Below are 22,377 nucleotides of genomic sequence, written 5' to 3' on the forward strand. Positions count from 1 at the left end.
CATAAGCCTCGCCGCCGCATCCGTCGACCTATCGGTCGATCCGCCCGACCGGCACGGGCAGTCGTCGCCCGCCTTCGTCCAACATCGCCACCCGCACGCCGAACGCCTGTTCCAGCAACGCAGGCGTCAACACCGTCGCCGCCGGCCCGAACGCCAGCACGCCGCCATCCTTCAGCAGCAGCACATCGTCCGCCGCCCGCGCCGCCTGAGCCAGATCGTGCAGCACCACGACCACGCCTGATCCGTCCCGCGCATGGGCCTGCAACCGCGCCAGCAGATCGATCTGGTGTGCCGGGTCAAGACTGGCGAGCGGCTCGTCCGCCAGTAACCAGCGCGGCTCCCCCGCCAGTACCCGCGCCAGCAACACCCGCGCTCGCTCACCGCCCGACAACTCGCCCACCGGCCGCGCCGCCAGTGTCGCGGTATCGGTCGCCGCCATCGCCCGGTCGATCGCCACGGCGTCCAAAGCCGACGGCGCCACCGATGCGCGCCGATACGGCAGGCGGCCGAGTGCCACCAACTCGCGCGCCGGCATATTCCAGTGGACCGCCGCGTCCTGCGGCAGATACCCGATCGCCCTCGCCCGTGCGCGCGCATCCATGTCGCCGACCGCCGCGCCGTCCAGCGTAACCGATCCGCTTGCCGTCACCAGCGCCGCCATCGCCTTCACCAACGTGCTCTTTCCCGCCCCGTTCGGTCCCAGGATCGCGGTGACACGCCCCGCCTCGAACCGCGCCGACACGTCGCGCAGGATCAGGCGCGTGCCCAGCGTCACCGACAGGCGATCGACGATCAGCGCCATGCCTCACCCCGCGATCGTAGCAACAGCATCAGAAAAAACGGCGCCCCAATCAGCGCCATCGCCACGCCCAGCCGCACTTCCCCTGCCCCCGGCGCAAGCCGCACCAGCGCATCGGCGACCAGCATCAGCACCGCACCACCCAGGGCAGACGGAACCAGCAACGCCCCCGGCCGCGCCCCGAACAACGGTCTCAGCAGATGCGGCACGATCAGCCCGACGAAACCGATCACGCCGGTCGCCGCCACGCCCGCGCCCACCGCCAGTCCGGTGCCGGCCACCACCAGCGCCCGCGTCCGCCCCAGATCGACACCCAGCGATCGCGCCGCCGCCTCGCCCAGCGACAGTGCATCCAGCGACCGCGCCGTCAGCAGCAACAGGCCAGCCCCCACCACCATCGGCGGCACCGCCAGTGCTACGTCGCTCCAGCCGCGATCGGTTAGCGACCCCATCAGCCAATCCATCACCTCCGCCACCGCATAGGGATTAGGCGCGATCGAGATCACGAACGCCGTCAGCGCTCCCGCCAGACTGGCCAGCACCGTCCCCGCCAGCACGAACGTCACCGTCCCATCCGACCGCCACGTCAGCGCCGCGAGCAACGCCATCGCCCCGGCTGCCGCGACGATCGCCGCCGCGAACACACCCGCGCCCGTCGCCACCCCCGCGACGATTGCCGTCACCGCGCCCAGCGCCGCCGCCGACGACACGCCGACCACCCCCGGATCGGCCAACGGATTGCGCAGATACCCCTGCAACACCGCCCCAGACAGGCCCAGCACCGCGCCCAGCGCCAGCCCCAGCACCGCTCGTGGCAATCGCAGTTGCAGGATGATCCACCAGCGCGGATCGTCGGAGAACCACGCCGACAACGGCACGACGGACTTCCCGCACATCAACGATCCCGCGAACGACAGGATGACCAATGCCGACAACAGCGCCAGCTTCATGCCCCGGCTCATGCCAGTCCCGCCCGGATCGCCGTCAGTCGCTGCATCGCCGGGGGAATCGTCGGTCCGCCGCAATTCACCAGTTGCCGGGGGAAATCCGCCTCGACCGTATGGGGCAGCAATCGCCGGCGCAAATCGACGCCACGGCCGCCAGCCGGCGCGATCACCACCTCTGGCGGCTGCGCCACCAGCCGCTCGGCCGGCAACTGTCCGGTGAACTGCAAGCCATAACCGGCTGCCGCATTGGCAAAACCCGCCCGCGTCATCATCTCGTCGAGCAGCGTTCCGGCCCCCGTTGCCAGATCGCCGGCGATAAACAGCAACGCCGATGGCCGTCGTTCCACCTGCGTGGTCCGCAACGATCGCTCGATCGCCGCCACCATCTGCTCTCCGGCCGCGTGCGCGCCGACCGCAGCCGCAAGCTCGCGCACCTGCGCCTCGCTATCCGCGATCGTGGGCGGCGCATCCAGATACAGCGTCTTCAACCCCGCCCGCGCGAACGCATCGCGGGTCGCCGGGGCAGTGAAGCGGGACGCGACGACCAGATCCGGCGCCAGCGCGATTACCTCCTCCGCCGTCCCCGCGGTCGCGCGAAAGCGGCGGGCGACCGCGATCGGCAGCGACGTCGCCATCGGATCGTGCGAATAATGGCTGATCGCCGCGATCCGCGATGCCGGCACCAGTCGCACCAGCATCGCGTCCGCACATGGATTGACCGAAACGATCCCCCCGCCCCCGCCCCTGAAGTCTGGCGGTGGCGACGCGCAGGCCGCCAGCGCAAGGGCAAGGGCGATCACCCGCTTCACTGGTCCAGCTTCACCCGTATCCCGCCGAACGCCGCCCGCCCGACCGTGCCGTAACCGGCGACACTGCGGTAATCCTCGTCGAACAGATTGTCGACGCGGCCATAGATCACCAGCCGCTCGCCGATGGGGAATTCGGCGCGCAGGCCCGCCAGCACATATCCGTCAAGCCGCACGGTGTTCGCGGCATTGTCGAAACTGTCGCCGACATGCGTGATCGTGCCGCCCAGCGACAGGCCGAATGACCAGCGGTAGTCCGCGTTCATCGTCACCGTCTGATGCGGCCGCCGTGCTAGATCGCGTCCAAAATTGGCACCCGGCGTCCGGTTCTCGCTGTCGATATAGTTGTAATTTCCCGTCACGGTGAAGCCGTCGACCGGCATCAGCGCGATGGTCAGTTCGACACCCTCTGCGTCGGCGCGCTGGATATTGTCATAGACGCCAAAGGGACGCCCGACGCAGATCGAACCGGCCGTGTTCCGCTCCGCCAGCGTACATGACCGGAAATTGATCTGATTCTTCGTGCGCCGGTTGAAATAGGTCGCGCCGACCCGCGCGCGACCGCCCAGGAATGCCTGCTCGACGCCCAGATCGTAATTGCGCGCGGTTTCCGGATCGAGCTGCCCGTTCCCGAAATCGCTGTACAGCTGATACAGGGTGGGTGCCTTGAACCCCTCGCCATAACTCGCGCGCAGGGTTGTGCCGGTGTCCAGCGCCAGTGCCGCATCGCCGCCAAAGGTGGTGTGATTGCCGAACTGGTCGTGGTCGTCGTTGCGCGCGCCGCCGGTCAGCGTCAGCATGCTGACCGGCTTCAAGATCAACTGGCCATAGACGCTGGTGATGCCAACCGAATAGCGCGCGAAATCGTCGCCATAGCGGCTGGTCTCATGCTCGACGCCGCCGACCAGACGAGCCTGTTCGATCAGCCGGAAATCGCCCTGATACTCGTACCGCTCCGACCGACCGCGACCGATGAAGGACGGCTCGTCGCCAAAATCGGGCGCGTAATTGTCGCGGTTGATGTCGGCGATGGTGAACGCCGTCCGGTTGCGGAAGCGGCCATCGGCCAGATCGGCATGGACGCCGGCATAGCCATAGACTTCCTGCGTCGTCGAATATTCGTTGGTGTCGGCGAAGGTAAACGCCGGCGCCGGAAAGCCATCGAGCCGTGCCCGGCTGTGCGCGTACCAGCCGCGCAGGTCGATGCCGATGCCCGGCACGATCTCGTATCCCAGCCGACCGTTGGCGCCATATTGACGATACCCGTCCCGCTCACTGCCGACCGCCGCCGACGAGATGCCGTCGGTGCGCAGGTAGCCGCCGGTCAGCGATCCCGTCAGTCCGCCCGTGCCACCGGCCACGCCGGCGCTGGTGAACACCTGATCGGCGTAGCCATATTCGGCGTTGCCACGCACGCGCAGGCCCTCGGTCGGCTGGGCCGTGATGATGTTGACCACGCCACCGATCGCCTGGCTGCCCCATGGCACCGAATTGGGGCCACGCAGGATTTCGATCCGCTCGACCGAGCTCGACAACAGATTGGCAAAATCGAAGCCGCCGCCCGGCGACGACGGATCGTTCACGCGCACGCCGTCAATCACGACCAGCGTCTGCTCCGCCTCCGCACCGCGCAGGCGCACGCCGGTGAAGCCACCGATCGATCCGTTGCGCGTCACCGTCACGCCCGGCATCGTCGCCAGCAGATCGGAGACGACGACGGTCTGGCGCCGCTCGATCTCATCGCGGTCGATCACGGTGATCGCCTGTCCGACCTCGCGCACCGACTGTTCGGCGCGGGTCGCGGTCACGACGATCTGGTCGTCGTTGGTCGAGGGCTGGTCAAGGCTTTGGGCGGCGGCGGGCGCGGCGATCGCCGCGGCGGAAAGGAGCAGGTACTTCAGCATCGGGCACGTCCTTGCTGGCCGTGCGCGTGATTGCACCCGGCCGTCGGGCGTCGCTCGCTCGAGGGAGAACCCTCGTCCGCTCCGGTTTTCCCGCCGGCGCGAAGGATCGACCGTGACGGGCAGGTCTCCTGGCTTCCGGGTCATCGCGAACCGCCCCGCCTTCCCGGACGATCGTCCAGTGGCATCATGGGGTGGCTGCTCGCCGGTCACAGTTGCGGGAACAGCGCCGGAACCGCGGGGGTATCCCCGCTCACCGACTTCCCTTTTGATCCCGTCGCCGGGAACCCGTCACGCGCCGGCGCCTACCGTACCGGCACTGTGCGGGTCAACGCGGGTCAGCTGCCCTTCCGTCCGATCAAGGCAACACGCGTGGCCAATTCGTCACACACGGCGGGCGTCACGAATTTCGACACGTCGCCGCCATACAACGCAATCTCCTTCACCAGCCGCGACGCGATCGGTTGCAGGGCAACGTCAGCCATCAGGAACACCGTCTCGACGTTGCGGTTGATCTGCTGGTTCATGCCGGCCATCTGATATTCGTATTCGAAGTCGGCGACCGCGCGCAGGCCACGGACGATCACCTTCGCCCCCTCGCGCGTGGCGAAGTCCATCAGCAGCGAGTCGAACGCAACCACGTCGATCTCGCCCGGCACGTCCGCCACCTCGCGCCGCACCGTCGCCATCCGTTCGTCGATCGTGAACATCGGCGATTTGGACGGATTGGTCGTGACCCCGATCACCAGCCGGTCGACCAGCTTCGCGCCCCGCCGGATGATGTCCATATGCCCCAGCGTCACCGGGTCGAACGTGCCCGGATAGACGCCAATGCGGATCAACGGTCGCGCTCCACCACATACCGCGCCACGGCGCGCAACAGATCGGCCTCCGCCCCATAGGCATGCAGGTGGCTGACGGCCTGATCGACCAGCATCGCGCACTGTGCCCGTGCCCGGTCGACGCCCATCAGCGTCAGGAAGGTCTCCTTGCCCGCTTCCTCGTCCTTGCGCAGCTTCTTGCCGGCCAGCGCCTCGTCACCCTCGGCATCGAGCAGGTCGTCGGCGATCTGGAACGCCAGCCCCAGATCATGGGCATAGCCGCGCAGGCCCGTGCGCCCCTCCGCCGGCAAGCGGCCCAGGATCGCGCCCGCCTCCACCGCCGCGCAGATCAGCGCACCGGTCTTCATCTGCTGCAACCGGGTGACGGTGTTCAGGTCGAAGCGCGTCTGTTCGGCCGCCAGATCCATCATCTGCCCGCCCGCCATCCCCGACGGTCCCGCCGCGCGGGCCAGATCGAGCACCAGTTCGGCGCGCACGAACGGATCGGCATGCGTCGCCGGATCGGCCAGCACCTCGAACGCCAGCGCGTGCAGGCAATCGCCCGCCAGGATCGCCGTCGCCTCGCCGAACGCCTTGTGCGCGGTCGGCTTGCCGCGACGCAGGTCGTCGTCGTCCATCGCCGGCAGGTCGTCATGGATCAGCGAATAAACGTGGATCGCCTCGATCGCCGTCCCCACCAGCGCCGCACAGTCGCGATCGACCCCGAACAGGTCGGCGGTGGCCATCGTCAGGAGCGGCCGCAACCGCTTGCCGCCGCCGATCGCGGCGTGGCGCATGCAGCGGTACAGGTCGGCGCGGGGATCGTCCGGCACCGCCAGCAACTGGTCGAACCGGCGGTCGATATCGGCGGCCACGACGGCAATCGCATCGGGCAGCGAGGCGGGTAATGCGGTCACGCGATCAGGCCGCGGCAAAGGGGCGCGTGCCCTGTGGCTTGCCCTCGGCATCCAGCCGGATCGCTTCGATCCGCGCCTGCGCCGCATCCAGCCGATCGGCACAGCGCGCGCGCAGCCGGTCGCCGCGCTCGTACAGCCGGATCGACTCGTCGAGCGTCGCATCGCCGCTTTCCAGCCGGCCGACGATCCGTTCCAGTTCCTTCAGGGCGTCTTCGAACGACAGATCGTCGGTCGCAATCTCGGGGGGCGTCTCCATCCCCCCGCTATGCGACAGGGGCGATGGGGTGGCAAGGATCGGCGGTTGCCCACCGGAGCGGAAAGTTAGGCTAAAGTTAGGCCTAAACCGTCCCTATTTTTCGCTTGGAGCCTGACGATCGAAAGAGCGGGACGAGGATGTCCAGCCAGCAGTATATCGATGCCGGGGACTGTAGGACAGACATGCCCCCCCCGCCCCGGCATCGCGGCTTCAATCCGCGAACGGATCGCGGACCAGGATCGTGTCAGCGCGCTGCGGACTGGTTGACACCAGCGCCACCGGGCAACGGATCAGTTCCTCGATGCGGCGGATATACTTGATCGCCTGTGCGGGCAGATCGGCCCAGCTGCGCGCGCCGGCGGTGGTGCCCTGCCACCCCTCCATCGTCTCGTACACCGGCTCTACCGCCGCCTGATCCGCCGAATGCGACGGGAAGTAATCGAGTGTCTCGCCGCGCAGGCGATAGCCGGTGCAGATCTTCACTTCGTCCATCCCGTCGAGCACGTCGATCTTGGTCAGCGCGATGCCGGTGATGCCACCGACCGCCGCCGACTGACGCACCAGCACCGCGTCGAACCAGCCGCAGCGGCGCTTGCGGCCGGTGACGGTGCCGAATTCATGGCCACGGACACCCAGCTGCTCGCCGGTCGCATCCTCCAACTCGGTCGGGAACGGACCGGAGCCGACGCGGGTCGTGTACGCCTTAGCGATACCCAGCACGAAGCCGACGCCCGATGGCCCGAGGCCGGAACCACCCGCCGCCGCGCCCGCGATCGTGTTCGACGAGGTGACGAAGGGATAGGTGCCGTGATCGACATCGAGCAGCACGCCCTGTGCACCCTCGAACAGGATGCGCTTACCGGCTGCCCGCGCCTCGTTCAGGTCGCGCCACACCGGCTTGGCGAAGGGCAGGACGAAACCGGCGATCTCACGCAGTTCTGCCAGCAACCGCTCGCGATCGATCGGCGGTTCGCCGAAGCCGGCGCGAAGCGCGTCGTGATGTGCGGTCAGCCGGTCGAGCTGCGGCCCCAGATCGTCCAGATGCGCCAGATCGCACACCCGGATCGCACGACGGCCGACCTTGTCCTCATAAGCCGGGCCGATGCCGCGCCGCGTGGTGCCGATCTTGCCGGCGCCCGACGCATCTTCGCGCAAGCCATCCAGATCGCGGTGGAACGGTAGGATCAGCGCGCAGTTGTCGGCGATGCGAAGCGTATCCGGCGTGGCATGGACGCCCTGTTCGCCGAGCCGGGCGATCTCCGCCTTCAGCGCCCATGGATCGAGCACGACGCCGTTGCCGATCACCGACGGCGTACCGCGCACGATGCCCGATGGCAGCAACGACAATTTGTAGACATTCTCGCCGACCACCAGCGTGTGGCCGGCATTGTGCCCGCCCTGGAACCGGACGACCATGTCGGCACGCTCGGCGAGCCAGTCGACGATCTTGCCCTTGCCCTCGTCGCCCCATTGCGCGCCGATGACTGCTACATTTGCCATGAATGCGATTCCCCGCCTGCCGATACGGACCCACGCGCCCTTCGACAGGACTCGGCGCGTGGGCGGTTCAGGAATGTCGGAGGCGCGGGTAGCGGGCGGGCAGGCACAGGTCAACCGGGGCGCGGGGCGACGACCCGTCGCCCGGCGCCCCGATCAACGAACGTTGATGTCGATCACGATCCGGCGAATACGCCCCTCGGACGTCGCATTTTGCAGCACGACCTTGTCCCGACCATGAAAGTCGGCGGCGGCAGTGTAGAATGCCTGCACGCCGTCCACCTTTTGCCTGTCACAGGCCACACGGGGATTGGGGAACGCGAAGTTGGGAAAGACCTTGTCATAGGAAATATCGACCTGGCCGTGTCGCGCCCCGGTCAGGACCTGCGTCGTCATCGTTCCGGCCGATGAACAATCGGGATTGGTCATCGTCGCAAACCACAGCCGCACCTTTTCACCAGGCACCGCTGCCTTGGCGATATCGAGCGTGTCATATCCCTTCATTTGGCCACGATCGACGCGGTGAACCACATAGGTTTGGGCGGCAACGCTGCCAGCACACATCGCTGCAGCCGCGGCGACACCGACAAGTATAACCGATGATCTTGGCATGATGCTACGTCCGACAGAACTTGATGCTGCCGGAAATCTATTGATCCCGTAAAATCTTGTAAATGATCGAAAGCTTCATGATGGCTTTGTCACGCCCGCGACATCATGAATCCCGGATCACACCGTCGACATAACGATGCGTGCATAGCTGTGCCTGCGGCGTATCGCCCGGTTCCAGCCCGGCGACCGTGACCCAGCCGGCGGCGCGCATCGCCGCGCCTTCGGACGCCGGCGTACCGTGCGGCAGGAACAGCCGCCGGCGCGCCGGTGCGGCGCCGATACCGCCGAGCATGTCGGCATAGAGCGAGAAACCGGTCGCCGGCTCCTCGGTGCCATCGGGATGGACGATGACGTATGTGCCGCCCCGCCCCAGTTCGCGCGCCGCGCCGGCCGCGAACAGCGAGAAACCCAGCCACGACTGATATTCGAAACCATGCCGCTCGGTCGGGTCCAGCGTCATCGCCGCCGTATTGCCCAGCGCCGCCGCGATCGTCGCCAGCCCGTCCAGCCGGCTCGCCAGCACGCCATCCGTATCGAACGCGCGCAACCGTGCCATCGCGCTGTCGAACGGCCCCGCGGCCTCGACGAGCGGCAGATAGGCCGGCGCGATCGCCGCGACGCCGCCGGCATCCTTGGCATCCAGCCGCTCACGTAACGCGCCGATCGCCTCGGCGGCCACCGGCAACGGCCCCGCCGCCAGCGTGTCGACCAGATCGGGTAGCGTGAAATCGATCGATACATCGGCGATACCCGCCGCCGCCAGCCCCTCGACCGCGACGCCCACGACCTCACACGCAGCGGCGATCGAATCGAGCCCGATCAATTCCGCGCCGACCTGCCGCCGCTCACGCGCGGGGGCCAGTTGCGATGCGCGCAGCTTCAGCACCGATCCGGCATAGGACAGGCGCACCGGGCGCGGGTGATGCCCCATCCGCGTCGCCGCGATCCGCGCGACCTGCGCCGTCATGTCCGGGCGGATCGCCAGCGTCGCCTGCCCGACCGGATCGACGAACCGAACCGCGTCGGTCAGCCCGCCCGCTTTTAATCGCACCGCCAGTTCGTCGGCGAATTCGGCCAGCGGCGGATCGACGCGCTCGTACCCATGCAACCGTGCCGCCTCCAGCACGCGCGCCTCCACCGCCGCGGCGGCATCGGCCACCGGCGGCAGGCGGTCGTGGAATCCTTCGGGGAGCAAACCGGGCATCGTCATGCGCGCGCTGTTAGCGGCTAATCGCGGCCGCGGCGATGCCCTTCCGCCGTCCCGTCATCCGCCGGGTGTACTGGGTGCCGGTTGAGCAGGCAAAGGCGCCGCCAACGGTCCCAGCGCAGGGGCGCCGCCACGGGGTTTGAGGATGATCGGTCCCTTGGGTGGATCGGACAGCGGGCCGCCATTGCCCGTGCCCCGGCCATGCAGCGCGTCGATCTCTGCCTGCCGTCGTTGCAGGTAGAAATCGCGCGAATTGGCATAGGGATCACCCTTGCCGTCATGCAGCGCGTGCAACGTCTCGTCGAATTCGGCGCGGTGGTCCAGCGCGCCCAACACGCCGGCGGGGATCGCGAATTTCGGATCGGTGACGCCCTGCCCCAGCGTGACCGGCAGCACGATCCGGTCGACCGCACCGCCGAACAGATCGCGCACCGTCGTCGGCCCGACGATCGGCAGGAACATGAACGGCCCGTTCGGCACGCCATAGAAACCCAGCGTGTTGGCGAACCCGTTGCTGCGGCGGGGCAGCTTGAACGGCTTTTTCCTGGCGACATCGAACAGACCGATCGCGCCGATGGTCGTGTTGATCGCAAAGCGCCCCACCGTTTCGGCCGCCTTGCCGATCTTGTGCTGCAGGACGAAGTTCACGAACACCACCGGTTCGCGCAGATTGTAGAGGAAATTGTGGATGCCGCTGCGCACCGGGCCGGGGACGTTCTTTTTATAGGCCATCGCGGCTGGCCCCATCACCGCATTGTCGATCTTCTGCGTGACCGCGAACGACTCGGCGTTGACGTCGGCGAAAGGATCGGGCGCCTCCCACCGCGCCCGCGCCGTGACTACGATATCGTTGTGGATGGCATCGATGGGGCCGTCGGTCTTGGTGGGTGGTGCCGCCGGGGTCGGCGGTGCGATGGGGGGAACGGCCTGGGATGCTTGCGCGGCCGGCGCCTCTACCGGCGCGGCCACGACGGGATCGACCGGCACGACTTCCTGCGCCGCCGGGTTGGCGGCCAACAACAACGCGGTCGTCCATGCCAGCACGCTCAATCGTCCTCCATCCGGTATCGCCTTACGCCCATGCCTTTAACAAAGGCCAAGGACACGTGCTTATTCCGTCAGGATCAGATTATTCCGGTGCGCGCCAGCGTGAACAGCACCACCGGCCACAGGACCGAGTTGACGATGTCCTGCGTGGTATCGGCGATGCGCCATGATCCCACCCGCAGCCGGTCGAACACCTCGTTGACCAGTTCCGCGACGATCACGACGACGAGCGGCCACACCGCGCCGACATTGCCCGCCACGGCAACGCCCACGACCCATATCAGCATACCGATATGGACGTGGAGCGTCGCGTGATCGAGCCCGGTGGTGTTGGCCAGCCAGAGCTTCAGGCGGTTATGCATAGGCTCGCTCAGAACGAGAGGCCCATCGCGACTTTCACGCCCGGCAGCGCCTTTACCTTGGCCAGCAGATCCGCGGTCACCGGCTCGTCGACCGACAGCAACAGCACCGCCTCGCCACCGGCCTGACGACGACCCAGGTGGAAGGTGCCGATGTTGACGCCCGCCTCGCCCAGCGCCGTACCCAGACGACCGATGAAGCCGGGTGCGTCCTCGTTGACGACGTACAGCATCGGGCCGTCCAGATCGGCCTCGACCTTGATGCCGAACAGCTCGACGATCCGCGGCGCGGCATCGCCGAACAACGTGCCGGCGACCGACCGCTCGCCGGCTTCGGTCTTCACCGATACGCGCAGCAGCGTGTGGTATTCGCCCTCACGCTCGGTGCGCACTTCGCGCACCTCGATGCCGCGTTCGCGCGCCAGCACCGGTGCGTTGACCATGTTCGCGGTGTCGGTCTGCGTGCGCAGGAAGCCGGCCAGCACCGCCTGCACCAGCGGCTTCTGATTCAGTTCGGCGGCGGCACCCTCGGCATGGATCGAGATGCGGCCGATCGACCCGGTGGTCAGCTGCCCGACGAGCGAGCCGAGCTTTTCCGCCAGCGCCATGTACGGCTTCAGCTTCGGTGCTTCCTCGGCCGACAGGCTGGGCATGTTCAGTGCGTTGGTGACGCCGCCCGACACCAGGAAATCGGCCATCTGTTCGGCCACCTGGATCGCCACGTTCACCTGCGCCTCGGTCGTGGAGGCGCCCAGATGCGGGGTCGAGACGAAATTCGGCGTGCCGAACAGCGGCGAATCCTTGGCCGGCTCGGTCTGGAACACGTCCAATGCCGCGCCGCCGACCTGGCCCGAATCAAGCGCCGCCTTCAACGCCGCCTCATCGATCAGGCCGCCCCGCGCGCAGTTGATGATGCGCACGCCCTTCTTGGTCTTGGCGATGTTCTCCGCCGACAGGATGTTGCGCGTCGAATCGGTCAGCGGCGTGTGCAGCGTGATGAAGTCGGCGCGCGCCAACAGCTCGTCCAGCGTCACCTTCTCGACGCCCATCTCCACCGCACGCTCGGGCGTCAGGAACGGATCGAACGCGACGACCTTCATCTTCAGTCCGCGCGCGCGATCGGCGACGATGCCGCCGATATTGCCCGCGCCGATCAGGCCCAGCGTCTTGGCGGTCAGTTCGACCCCCATGAAGCGGTTCTTCTCCCACTTGCCGGCCTGCGTCGAGGCATCCGCCTCGGGCAACTGGCGAGCGAGCGCGAACATCAACGCGATGGCGTGCTCGGCGGTCGTGATCGAATTGCCGAAGGGCGTGTTCATCACCACCACGCCCTTGGCGCTGGCGGCGGGGATATCGACGTTATCGACGCCGATGCCGGCGCGGCCGACGACCTTCAGGTTCGTCGCGTGCGTCAGGATCTCGGCCGTCACCTTGGTCGAGGAGCGGATGGCGAGGCCGTCATAGTCGCCGATGATCGCGATCAGCTCGGCCGGCGTCTTGCCGGTGATCTCGTCCACCTCGACACCGCGCTCGCGAAAGATCTGCGCGGCCTTGGGGTCCATCTTGTCGGAAATCAGTACCTTGGGCATTGTCGTGTCCTTCAATGCGGCCGTCATCCCCGCGAAGGCGGGGATCCATAGTCGCTGACGTGGCGACTCCTGCGACGACCTTTGAGTGTATGGATTCCCGCCTTCGCGGGAATGACGATGATTATGCGGACCGCGCCGTCGCGTAGGCCCAGTCGAGCCAGGGCCCGAGCGCCACGATATCCGCGGTATCGACGGTCGCGCCGCACCAGATGCGCAGGCCAGCCGGCGCATCGCGATATCCGGCGACGTCGTATGCCGCGCCTTCGGCCTCCAGCAGCGACGCCATCTTCTTGATGAGCGCCTCGTCCGCGCCCTCGACCGTCAGGCACACGCTGGTCTTCGACCGCGTCGCCGGATCGACCGCCAGATGGCCCAGCCAGTCGCGTTCATCGACGATCCGGTCCAGCGCGGCGGCATTGGCGTCGGAGCGTGCGATCAGTCCGCCTTCACCCAGACCCTTGCCCCATTCCAGCGCGAAGATCGCGTCCTCGACCACCAGCATCGACGGGGTGTTGATCGTCTCGCCCTTGAACACGCCCTCGGTCAGCTTGCCCTTGGATACCAGACGAAACACCTTCGGCAGCGGCCAGGCGGGGGTGTAGCTTTCGAGCCGCTCGACCGCGCGAGGGCCGAGGATCAGCACGCCATGCGCGCCCTCGCCGCCCAGCACCTTCTGCCATGAGAAGGTCGCGACATCGATCTTCGCCCAGTCGATGTCATAGGCGAACACGCCCGACGTCGCGTCGGCGAAGGAAAGCCCTTCGCGGTCGGCCGGAATGAAATCGGCATTTGGCACGCGCACGCCGCTGGTGGTGCCGTTCCACGTGAAGAGAACGTCGGTCGACCAGTCGATCGCCGCCAGATCAGGCAACTGCCCGTAATCGGCGCGCACCACGACGGGATCGATCTTCAACTGCTTGACGGCATCCGTCACCCAGCCCTCGCCGAAGCTCTCCCATGCCAGCGCCGTCACGCCGCGCGCGCCCAGCATCGTCCACATCGCCATTTCATAGGCGCCGGTGTCCGATCCCGGCACGATGCCGATGCGGTGCGTATCGGGGAGCCTCAGAACCTCGCGCATCAGGTCGATGCAATATTGCAGGCGCTGTTTGCCGATCTTCGAGCGATGCGACCGACCAAGGCTGGCGGTGGCCAGCGCGGCGGCATCCCAGCCCGGAGGCTTGGCGCAGGGGCCGGAGCTGAAAAAGGGTCGAGCCGGCTTGGTAGCGGGCTTGGTCGCACCCCGAACGTCAGGGGCGGTGGCAGTATCCGTCAATGTATCTCTCCTCACAGAGAGCGCGCGCGGCGTTGGGACCGCGTGGCCCGTCGACGGCCCTAGCGGCTTGCGCCCGCCTGTCAATGCGCGGCGCCGGCCCCGATCCTCAAAACCCCAGCTTCTGCGACAGCCAGCCGCGAACCGGCCTGTCATACCACCGGTCGAGCAGCAGGGCCGCCGCCGCCAGTATCGCAGCGATCACGATGCCGACCCAGGGGGCCATGGCAGACCGATCGATGTGCAGCACCGTGAACGCCCGCTCGACGACCTGCACCGTCGGCAGATGAATGACATAAAGGGGGTAGGAAACCGTGCCGAGCAGGACGAACACCCGCTCACCCGTTCCCCCCATCGGCTCCACCCGCACCGCGAGCCAGACGAAAGCGGGAAACACGATCAGGACGATCAGCAGTTCGCCGCCCACACCGCCAAACCCCAGGAAGGGCACGATCACCAGCAGCGGCAACAGCCATGCCATCGGTGTGAACCGATGTTCACCGCGATACAGCCGGTGCATCGCCACGCCGATGGCGAACGACCATGTCACCCGCAGGAACCCGACCCACGGCAACCCCCAGTTCGCGCCGAAGTCAATCGATCCCTGAACATATGCCACCCCGCACAGCCCCGCCCCGGCGACCGCCGCAGCGGCGAGCAGCACCGGCAGCGTAAGCCACCGAAAGGTCAGCGCGAAGACGATGTTGATCGCCATTTCGAACATCAGTGACCATGCCGGATAATTGAATGGTGCCAGCATCATGTCCTGATCGGCGGTCGGTGATGGCAGCATCAGCAAGCCCGCAGCCAGAACGGTCGCAAAGCCACGCCCGTCCAGCACGCCCTGCCCTACCGCCAGCGAGATCGCGGCCCCCATGACGCCGATCGCCAGCCCCACCAGATATAACGGATACAGCCGGATGTAGCGGGCCAGCACGAACCGGCCGACCGACAGGCCACCCGCCAGCTTCGCCGCATAGGCATGGTCGATCACGAACCCGCTCAACAGGAAGAAGAGATCGACCGCCAGAAACGCATGGGGGACGCGGATCGGCGCGATCAACGCACCGGCGTGAAGACAGAACACCGCCAGCGCCGCCACGCCGCGCACGGCGTCCAGTGTAAGAAACCGCCTGCCCATTGCCGTCACCCCCCTTTATTCGCAGTGCCGGGCTATTGGGTGACGACGGCGTCAAACCGGTTAATCAACCTGGGTTTATCCGATCCGCGGCGGATCAATCTCCGAACGGTTTCAATCGACGATGTCCAGCTTGCTGCACGCGGCCGGCATCAATAGACCCGCGACTGTCCACGGAGGTTCTGAATGGCGGGGCGGTCCCGATTGCGCACTCTTGTCTCTCGTTGGTCGCCACGTCGTCGCCTGTCGATCCTGATGATCGCGTTCATTCTCACCGCCTGCGGCCGCACCGAACGTCCCGGCGCACCGCCCGCCTCCACCGCGCCGTCCGCGCGGCAGACCGCGCAATGCCATGCCGATCTGCGCCGCGAAGGCGTCGATTTCCGCGTCCTCCCCGACAAGGATTACGGCGGCGGTTGTGCGGTACTGGGGGCGGTGCAGTTGCTCGATATCGGTGTGCCCGTCACCGGCGTCACCGCCATGCGTTGCGGCACCGCGCGGGCGTTTGCCGGCTGGGTGCGCAACGCGGTCGCGCCCGGTGCGTATCAGATGCTGGGGTCCGAACTGGCGAAGGTCGAGGGGTTCGGCACCTATGCCTGCCGCAACGTCGTGGGGTCGCCGCGCAACAGCGGCCGCCGGTCGGGCCACGCACAGGCCAATGCGGTGGATGTCGGCGGCCTGACGCTGAAGGACGGTCGCCGCATCACCATCCTGCGCGACTGGAACGCGCCGGATGAGGCGACCCGCAATTTCCTGCGCATGATCCGTGCGTCCGCGTGTCGCCGGTTCGGCACGGTATTGTCGCCCGATTACAACGCCGCGCACGCCAACCACCTGCATCTGGAGGACGACGGCGCCCGCTTCTGCCGTTGAGGGCCGCCGAACTTTCGCCTAGAGGCCTTGGATGACCGATCCACGAGCACCGAACCGCGTATTCCCCCCCGCCAGCGAAGACGCCGCCAGCGCCAAGACCGTCGTATCGACGCCGCAGACCGAGCATCCCGCGTATAAGCTGGCGTTCCAGGACATGGATTTCCTGTTGCGTGAGGATTTGCGCCCGGTCCGCTTCCAGCTCGAATTGCTGAAGGCGCAATTGCTGCTAGACGAGGCGAAGATCGCTTCGACCTTCGTGTTCTACGGCTCGGCGCGTATCCCGGAGCCGGACAAGGCGCATGCCCTGCTGGAGATGGCCAGCGACGAGAAATCGCGCAAGATCGCCGAGCGCCTGGTCGCGAAGAGCAAATATTACGAGGTCGCGCGCGAGCTGGCCCGGATCACCAGCCGCCTGCCACGTGACGAAGCCGGCCAGCGCCACTTCGTCGTGTGTTCGGGCGGCGGTCCGTCGATCATGGAGGCCGCCAATCGGGGCGCGTCCGATGTCGGCGCCGAATCGATCGGCCTGAACATCGTCCTGCCGCACGAGCAGGCGCCGAATCCGTATGTCACGCCGTCGCTGTCGCTGCAGTTCCACTATTTCGCGCTGCGCAAAATGCACTTCCTGCTTCACGCCCGCGCACTGGCGGCGTTTCCGGGTGGCTTCGGCACGTTCGACGAGTTGTTCGAACTGCTGACGCTGATCCAGACCGGCAAGATCAAGGCGATCCCGATCCTGCTGTTCGGCCGCGAATTCTGGGAACGGGTGGTGAATTTCGAGGCGCTGGTCGAGGAAGGCGTCGTATCCGAACGCGATCTGGGCCTGTTCACCTATGTCGAAACCGCCGAGGAGGCGTGGGACGTGGTGCGGCACTTCTATGAGGAACAGGCGAAGAAGGATGCCGAGGAGGGCTGACGCCCTCCTGCTCCGTGGCGCATCGATCGCGTTGGAGCGGATCTAGGGCGTGATGCCTTTGGTTTGACCCGTCATGGCGAGCGTAGCGAAGCAACCCAGAGCGTTACGCGCTTGGCTTTGGGTTGCTTCGCTACGCTCGCAATGACGGACGGCTTGTACTGGGCCATCGCGCGCACCGTGTGCGCCTGCGACAGCAGGAGCCCAGGGTTGGAAGCGATATCGTTGGTGGCTCTGGGTTCCTGCCTTTGCAGGAACACGGGGCAGATTGTTGGCCGGTCCGAACCGGGCGCGATCTGGAAGATCGACAAGCAGCCGCGAAACCTGCCCTACCTATGTTCCCCGGCAAACGCCTCGGCCCAGGTGGGACGGCCGTGTTTAATCATCACAAGCGTTCACCCGACTGGACCCCGGCCTTCGCCGGGGAACAGCAAGTGCCGCTCAGCCCCTATTGCCGCGCGCCCTTGCGCGCAGCTTCCGGATCGATCGACGGCGCGCCGGTGGCGGGGGTGCCGGTGTTGGCGAGGTCGCCCGTCTCGCCGCGCGCATCCGTTTCGACCGCGTTGCTCGCCGCGGCGGTGTTGCCGCCGGCTTCTTCCGCCGCCGGTGCAGCGCCAGCCGCGGGGGCGGCCGGCAGCGGCAGGTTCGACCCCTCGCTGTTCAGATACGCGATCACGTTCGCGCGATCCTCGGGGCTCGACAGGCCGGCAAAGGTCATTTTCGTACCGTTGGCGAATTTGCGTGGGCTCGTCAGCCAGGCGTTCATCGTCTCGAACGTCCACTTGCCGCCGACCGCCTTCAACGCATCCGAGAAGGGATAGCCGCCCTTGCCCTGCGCGATGCCTTCACCCAGCGTCGCGTAGAGGTTTGGCCCGATGCCGTTGGCCCCGCCCTGCGCCACGGTGTGGCAGGCCGCGCATTTCTTGAACACCTCGGCCCCCTTGGCGGGGTCGGCGGTGGGCAGCAACGAGGCGATCGAGACTTCCGGCGCGCCGCCGCCGGCGCCCGCTTCCTCGACGCCTTCGATCGCGTAGCCCATCTTTTCGGGGCGGTGCCCGTCGAAGATCATGCCCCCGACGATCGCCGATCCGAGCGCGATCATGCCCGCGCCCAGTGCCCATCCAGCAATCGTGTTGGTCTTCAGGTCCATCATTTGCCCCTAAAACTTTGGTCGATCCTTAGGAAAGGCTGGCGCACACCGCAAGCCGCGCTTGATCGTCCGTCGTCGTCTGTTACCCCGCGCCGCCATGCAGAGCTTTGCCGCCCCCGCGCTGAAACTGGTCGATACCATGACCGCCGCCGCCGCCGCGGCGCCCGAACGCGCCGTCGCGTTTCAGGGCGCGCCCGGCGCCAACAGCCATGTCGCCGCGCGCGAGGCGTTCCCCGATGGCCTGCCGCTGCCCTGTTTCGACTTCGCCGACGCGCTGGACGCGGTGAAGGACGGGCGGGCGGATTGCGCGGTCATCCCGATCGAAAATTCGCTGCACGGCCGCGTCGCCGACATGCATTTCCTGCTGCCCGAATCGGGACTGGCGATCACCGGCGAACATTTCCTGCCGATCCGTCATGCGCTGATGGGCAGCGGCCCGATGGCCGGCATCCGTCAGGCGATGAGCCATCCGCAGGCGCTGGGCCAGTGCCGCCACTGGCTGCGCGCGCACGGCATCGCGCCGGTCGCCTATCCCGATACCGCCGGTGCCGCCGCGCTGGTGGCGGAGATGGGCGACCCCAGCGTCGCCGCGCTCGCACCACCGGGAGCGGCCAAGCTGTACGGGCTGAACCTGATCGCGACCGACATCGCCGATGCCGATCACAACACCACCCGCTTCGTCACGCTGGCGCGCGGCAGCCGCCCGGCGGTGGGCGACGGGCCGTGGATGACGACGATCATCTTCGAGGTCCGCAACGTCCCCGCCGCACTGTACAAAGCGCTGGGTGGCCTGGCGACCAACGGCGTCCAGATGTTCAAGCTGGAAAGCTATCAACGCGGCGGCAGCTTCGCGGCGACCGAATTCTATGCCGATGTCGAGGGACGGCCGGGCGAAACCGGGTTCGACCGCGCGCTGGAGGAACTGGGCTTCCATTCCAAATGGATGCGCGTGCTAGGCACCTATCCGCAGGCGCGGGCGCGAGGCTGAGCCATCACCCCGCCGCCCACGCCGTCAGCAGGTTATACGCGATGGCATAGGGCGGCGGCGCGATGAATGGCCCCACCTCGCCCGCCAGCACCGCGCGCACATCGGCGCGCGACACCCAGATCGCGTCCTCCAACTCGTTGCGGTCGATCGTCAGCACGTCCGATGCCGCGCGGCCGATGCACGCGATCATCAGCGACGACGGGAACGGCCAGGGCTGGCTGGCGACATAGCGGACGTCGGTAACGACCACGCCGGCCTCCTCCGCCACCTCGCGCGCCACCGCTTCCTCGATCGATTCGCCGGGTTCCAGAAAACCGGCGAGCGCCGAATACCGCCCCGCCGGCCAGTTTTTGCCCCGGCCCAGCAGCGCGCGGTCGTCATGCTCGGCGATCATGATGACCACCGGATCGACGCGTGGGAAATGCTCCGTCCCGCAAGCGTCGCATCGCCGTCCCCAGCCGGCGCGGAACATTACGGTCGCCGTGCCGCAATTGGCGCAGAAGCCATGCCGGACATGCCAGTCGATCACGCTGCGCGCCGCGGCATAGGTCGCCGCCTCCCCGCCGCTCAGCGACGCGAGCAGCGCCATCAACGCCGGCGAGCGCATCGCCGGTGCGTTGTCGACCCGCATCCCCGCCGTCAGCGCGGTGAAATGCGGCCGCCCGCCGCCGTCCAGCCCCAGCAGGATCGGCTGAGCCCCCGCCGGCAGATCGGCCAGCGTCGTCCAGCCGAGCAGCCCGTCGTCGGTCGCCGGCAGCAATCCGTCCAGCACCAGCAGCCGCGCCGACGGATCGGCCAGCGCCGCCGCCAGGGCGCCCTCGTCGTGACGCAGCGCATCCGCGCGATCGAGCATCCCGCCGGTGAAACCGATCGCAGACATGGCCTTCACAGCCCCAGCCGCGCCGCATCCTTCCGCAACGCCGTGCCGACATCCGTCGCCAGCGGATAGCGATCGGCGGGGAAGTAATTGACCATGACCGTCGCCCGCGCATGTTTCACCGGGTCGATCCACGCCAGCGTTCCCGCCGCCCCGCTCCAGCCATAGGAGCCCTTGGGCAAGCGTCCCGGCTGGTCGACGATGTTGAAAAAGCCGCCCGCGCCATATCCCTGCTTCGTGCCGTCGCTGTCGAAGAAGACGCCCGCCGGCAGCAGGTTCGACATGCCGAGCCGCACCGTATCCTCCTTCATCACCCGCACACCGTCGACCGTCCCGCCATTGGCCAGCATCGACAGGAACCGGTCGTAATCACGCGCCGACGTCACCAGCCCGGCACCGCCATAAGGGAAGGTCGGCTGTTGCAGGTACACCGACGTCGCAGCGGGGTCGAACGGGGTTAGGGTATCGCCGACAAAGGCGTAGTTCGTCACCAGCCGCTTCGCCTGCGCCGCCGGTACCGCAAAGAACGTCGAATTCATGCCCAGCGGCGTAAAGAACCGCGTCTGGAGGAACCGGTCGAACGGCATGCCGCTCGCCACCTCGATCACCCGGGCCATCACGTCCAGCCCGATCGAATAGCTCCACTTCGTCCCCGGCTCCGCGATCAGCGGCACGGTCGCGACGCGGTCGGCGAATTCAGCCAGCGTCTTGGGTCGCACCTGCCTCATCTGCGCCTCTGCGGCGGCATTGACCGCCGCCGGCAACAGGCCCAGCCGCTCATATTCCTTCAGCAGCGGCCCCTTGGCGACGATCGAATAGCTCAGGCCGGCGGTATGGGTCAGCAGGTTGCGGATCGTGATCGGCTTGGTCGCCGGCACCGAATCCAGGCTGGTATCCGGGCTGGTCAGCACCCGCATCTTCGCGAATGCCGGGATGTATTTCGACACCGGATCGTCCAGCCCGATCTTGCCTTCCTCGATCAGCAGCATCGCCGCCATGCCGGTGATCGGCTTGGTCATCGAATAGACGCGCCACAGCGAATCGGGGCCGGCGGCCGGCGCGTTCGGCTCCATCGCGATCCGGCCCGCCTGCACGAACACCGGCGGCAGATTGCCCGCGCCGAACGCCCCGACGATGCCGGGCAGCTTGCCGTCGCGGACATAGCTGGCGAACATCGCCTGTGTCGCGGGCAGCGGCGTGGCCGCGCGGGACGTCGGGGCGCCGGGAGCCGGCTGACGCAGAACCTGCCGCTGCGCCTGACGGGCATCGACGGCGGTCAGGGCGGGCGCCACCAGCAGCAAGGGCAGAGAAAGAGCGAATATCGGCTTCATGCGGAACTCCTGGAGACGGGATCGATGATGGCCCGCGCGGCCTTTGCGAACAAGGTGGGCAATCCGGCTGATTCGAGATCGTCGATCGGCCACCACTCGCCCGCCACATCGTTGGCGAGCCGCGCAGGCTCGGCAATCGCGAGCGCCAGATCGAGATCGAAATGCGTGAAACCATGCGCGACCCGTTCCGGGCGCCAGCGCCATTCGGCCGCGACCGGCGCCTCCGCCAGCCCCGGCGGCTCGTCGCTCCACGGCCCGGTCGGGAACGCGCGCATTCCGCCCAGCAGGCCCTTGTCCGGCCGCCGCACCAGCAGCACCCGGCCGTCATGTTCCAGCCAGAAGATTGTGCCGTGCCGCTGCGGCTTTGCGCGCTTCGCCGCCTTGGCCGGCAGTCGTTCCTGAATACCCTGGGCATGCGCGCTGCAATCGACGCGGATCGGGCAGAGCAGGCAGCGCGGGCGGCGATTGGTGCAGATCGTCGCGCCCAGATCCATCATGCCTTGCGCGAAATCACCCGCTCGCACCCGCGGCGTGATCGTCGCGGCGGCAGCACGGATCGCGGGGCGCGCGGCGGGCAGCGGTGTTTCGATCGCGAACAATCGGGCGACTACCCGTTCGACATTGGCATCGACCACCACCGCAGGTTCGCCGAACGCGATCGCCGCCACCGACGCGGCGGTATAGGCGCCCAGCCCAGGCAACGCGCGCAAGGCCGTCTCGGTACGCGGAAAAGCACCGCCATGATCCGCCACAACCGCGCGTGCCGCCTTCACCAGATTGCGGGCGCGGGCATAATATCCCAGCCCCGCCCAAGCGGCCATCACGTCCGCCTCGTCGGCGGCGGCCAGGCTGGCGACATCGGGCCACCGCGCCGCCCATGCGGCGAATCGGGGACGCACCGTCGCCACCGTCGTCTGTTGCAGCATCACCTCTGACAGCCATACGCGGTACGGATCGGCGACCTCGCCGGGCCGCGCCCGCCATGGCAGGTCGCGCGCGGCGACGTCGTACCATGCCAATAGATGATCCGGCACGCGGTCGGCCGCAGAAGAGCGCTTGGCGTCCACGCCGCTGCT

At 67.4% G+C, this 22,377-nt stretch carries 22 protein-coding genes and 1 riboswitch; of the genes, 3 read left to right on the plus strand and 19 right to left on the minus strand.

Annotated features, from left to right (window positions below; translation table 11 throughout):
• Positions 1 to 28: 28 nt before the first annotated feature.
• The 15 genes from ASG67_RS15165 to ASG67_RS15235 form a co-directional block, all read right to left on the minus strand.
• Positions 29 to 802, minus strand: coding sequence for an ABC transporter ATP-binding protein (locus ASG67_RS15165; protein WP_056531818.1), 774 nt, complete (start codon positions 800 to 802; stop codon positions 29 to 31).
• On the minus strand, positions 793 to 1,761 hold the full coding sequence (locus ASG67_RS15170) for a FecCD family ABC transporter permease (RefSeq protein ID WP_056531820.1): 969 nt from the start codon (positions 1,759 to 1,761) through the stop codon (positions 793 to 795). The genes ASG67_RS15165 and ASG67_RS15170 overlap by 10 nt, the downstream gene beginning before the upstream one ends.
• Positions 1,758 to 2,555 carry an ABC transporter substrate-binding protein gene (locus ASG67_RS15175; protein WP_056531822.1) on the minus strand — a complete coding sequence of 266 codons (798 nt, stop codon included), beginning with the start codon at positions 2,553 to 2,555 and terminating at the stop codon, positions 1,758 to 1,760. The genes ASG67_RS15170 and ASG67_RS15175 overlap by 4 nt, the downstream gene beginning before the upstream one ends.
• Positions 2,552 to 4,456 carry a TonB-dependent receptor plug domain-containing protein gene (locus tag ASG67_RS15180; protein WP_056531824.1) on the minus strand — a complete coding sequence of 635 codons (1,905 nt, stop codon included), beginning with the start codon at positions 4,454 to 4,456 and terminating at the stop codon, positions 2,552 to 2,554. Before ASG67_RS15180 ends, ASG67_RS15175 begins: the two co-directional genes overlap by 4 nt.
• A gap of 100 nt (positions 4,457 to 4,556) precedes the next feature.
• Positions 4,557 to 4,760, minus strand: a riboswitch (cobalamin riboswitch).
• Between the two features lie 31 nt (positions 4,761 to 4,791).
• The gene (gene coaD, locus ASG67_RS15185; RefSeq protein ID WP_082543580.1) at positions 4,792 to 5,292 is read right to left on the minus strand and encodes a pantetheine-phosphate adenylyltransferase; all 501 of its coding nucleotides are present in this window, start codon (positions 5,290 to 5,292) and stop codon (positions 4,792 to 4,794) included.
• Positions 5,292 to 6,191 (minus strand): polyprenyl synthetase family protein, encoded by a 900-nt coding sequence (locus ASG67_RS15190; RefSeq protein ID WP_056531984.1) that lies wholly within the window; start codon positions 6,189 to 6,191, stop codon positions 5,292 to 5,294. Before ASG67_RS15190 ends, coaD begins: the two co-directional genes overlap by 1 nt.
• 4 nt (positions 6,192 to 6,195) lie before the next feature.
• Complete coding sequence (locus ASG67_RS15195) at positions 6,196 to 6,447, minus strand: exodeoxyribonuclease VII small subunit (RefSeq protein ID WP_056531826.1); 252 nt, start codon at positions 6,445 to 6,447, stop codon at positions 6,196 to 6,198.
• A gap of 210 nt (positions 6,448 to 6,657) precedes the next feature.
• Positions 6,658 to 7,947 carry an adenylosuccinate synthase gene (locus tag ASG67_RS15200; RefSeq protein WP_056531828.1) on the minus strand — a complete coding sequence of 430 codons (1,290 nt, stop codon included), beginning with the start codon at positions 7,945 to 7,947 and terminating at the stop codon, positions 6,658 to 6,660.
• A 153-nt stretch (positions 7,948 to 8,100) separates the two neighbouring features.
• The gene (locus ASG67_RS15205; protein WP_156460851.1) at positions 8,101 to 8,508 is read right to left on the minus strand and encodes a hypothetical protein; all 408 of its coding nucleotides are present in this window, start codon (positions 8,506 to 8,508) and stop codon (positions 8,101 to 8,103) included.
• Between the two features lie 151 nt (positions 8,509 to 8,659).
• The gene (locus ASG67_RS15210; protein WP_056531832.1) at positions 8,660 to 9,766 is read right to left on the minus strand and encodes an ATP phosphoribosyltransferase regulatory subunit; all 1,107 of its coding nucleotides are present in this window, start codon (positions 9,764 to 9,766) and stop codon (positions 8,660 to 8,662) included.
• A 54-nt stretch (positions 9,767 to 9,820) separates the two neighbouring features.
• Positions 9,821 to 10,807 (minus strand): VacJ family lipoprotein, encoded by a 987-nt coding sequence (locus ASG67_RS15215; protein ID WP_056531834.1) that lies wholly within the window; start codon positions 10,805 to 10,807, stop codon positions 9,821 to 9,823.
• A gap of 80 nt (positions 10,808 to 10,887) precedes the next feature.
• A complete protein-coding gene (locus ASG67_RS15220) occupies positions 10,888 to 11,172 on the minus strand; it encodes a hypothetical protein (RefSeq protein WP_056531836.1) in 285 nt (94 codons plus the stop codon).
• An 8-nt stretch (positions 11,173 to 11,180) separates the two neighbouring features.
• Entirely contained in the window at positions 11,181 to 12,758 is a 1,578-nt protein-coding gene (gene serA, locus ASG67_RS15225; RefSeq protein ID WP_056531985.1) for a phosphoglycerate dehydrogenase, read from the minus strand.
• 121 nt (positions 12,759 to 12,879) lie between these two features.
• On the minus strand, positions 12,880 to 14,034 hold the full coding sequence (locus tag ASG67_RS15230; protein WP_056531838.1) for a phosphoserine transaminase: 1,155 nt from the start codon (positions 14,032 to 14,034) through the stop codon (positions 12,880 to 12,882).
• Between the two features lie 106 nt (positions 14,035 to 14,140).
• Positions 14,141 to 15,172, minus strand: coding sequence for an acyltransferase family protein (locus ASG67_RS15235; protein ID WP_056531841.1), 1,032 nt, complete (start codon positions 15,170 to 15,172; stop codon positions 14,141 to 14,143).
• Between the two features lie 252 nt (positions 15,173 to 15,424).
• Between ASG67_RS15235 and ASG67_RS15240 the strand changes: the two genes are divergently transcribed.
• The gene (locus tag ASG67_RS15240; protein ID WP_056531843.1) at positions 15,425 to 16,042 is read left to right on the plus strand and encodes an extensin family protein; all 618 of its coding nucleotides are present in this window, start codon (positions 15,425 to 15,427) and stop codon (positions 16,040 to 16,042) included.
• A gap of 31 nt (positions 16,043 to 16,073) precedes the next feature.
• Positions 16,074 to 16,958 carry an LOG family protein gene (locus ASG67_RS15245; protein WP_056531845.1) on the plus strand — a complete coding sequence of 295 codons (885 nt, stop codon included), beginning with the start codon at positions 16,074 to 16,076 and terminating at the stop codon, positions 16,956 to 16,958.
• A gap of 445 nt (positions 16,959 to 17,403) precedes the next feature.
• On the opposite strand, the gene ASG67_RS15250 is transcribed toward ASG67_RS15245, so the two are convergent.
• Complete coding sequence (locus ASG67_RS15250) at positions 17,404 to 18,105, minus strand: c-type cytochrome (protein ID WP_056531987.1); 702 nt, start codon at positions 18,103 to 18,105, stop codon at positions 17,404 to 17,406.
• Between the two features lie 97 nt (positions 18,106 to 18,202).
• On the opposite strand from ASG67_RS15250, the gene ASG67_RS15255 reads away from it, so the two are divergent.
• The gene (locus ASG67_RS15255; RefSeq protein ID WP_056531847.1) at positions 18,203 to 19,093 is read left to right on the plus strand and encodes a prephenate dehydratase; all 891 of its coding nucleotides are present in this window, start codon (positions 18,203 to 18,205) and stop codon (positions 19,091 to 19,093) included.
• A gap of 4 nt (positions 19,094 to 19,097) precedes the next feature.
• Here the strand turns inward: ASG67_RS15255 and nudC are convergent, their stop codons facing one another.
• From nudC to ASG67_RS15270, 3 genes are read right to left on the minus strand one after another with little or no spacing between them, the layout of a single operon-like run.
• Positions 19,098 to 19,973, minus strand: coding sequence for an NAD(+) diphosphatase (gene nudC, locus ASG67_RS15260; RefSeq protein WP_056531989.1), 876 nt, complete (start codon positions 19,971 to 19,973; stop codon positions 19,098 to 19,100).
• Positions 19,974 to 19,978: 5 nt separating this feature from the next.
• A complete protein-coding gene (locus tag ASG67_RS15265; RefSeq protein ID WP_056531848.1) occupies positions 19,979 to 21,301 on the minus strand; it encodes a serine hydrolase domain-containing protein in 1,323 nt (440 codons plus the stop codon).
• Positions 21,298 to 22,368: an A/G-specific adenine glycosylase gene (locus ASG67_RS15270; protein ID WP_056531850.1), complete on the minus strand. Its 1,071-nt coding sequence runs from the start codon at positions 22,366 to 22,368 to the stop codon at positions 21,298 to 21,300. The genes ASG67_RS15265 and ASG67_RS15270 overlap by 4 nt, the downstream gene beginning before the upstream one ends.
• Between the last annotated feature and the right edge of the window lie 9 nt (positions 22,369 to 22,377).

Source organism: Sphingomonas sp. Leaf339 (genome assembly GCF_001426195.1).
Taxonomy (GTDB): Bacteria; Pseudomonadota; Alphaproteobacteria; order Sphingomonadales; family Sphingomonadaceae; genus Sphingomonas.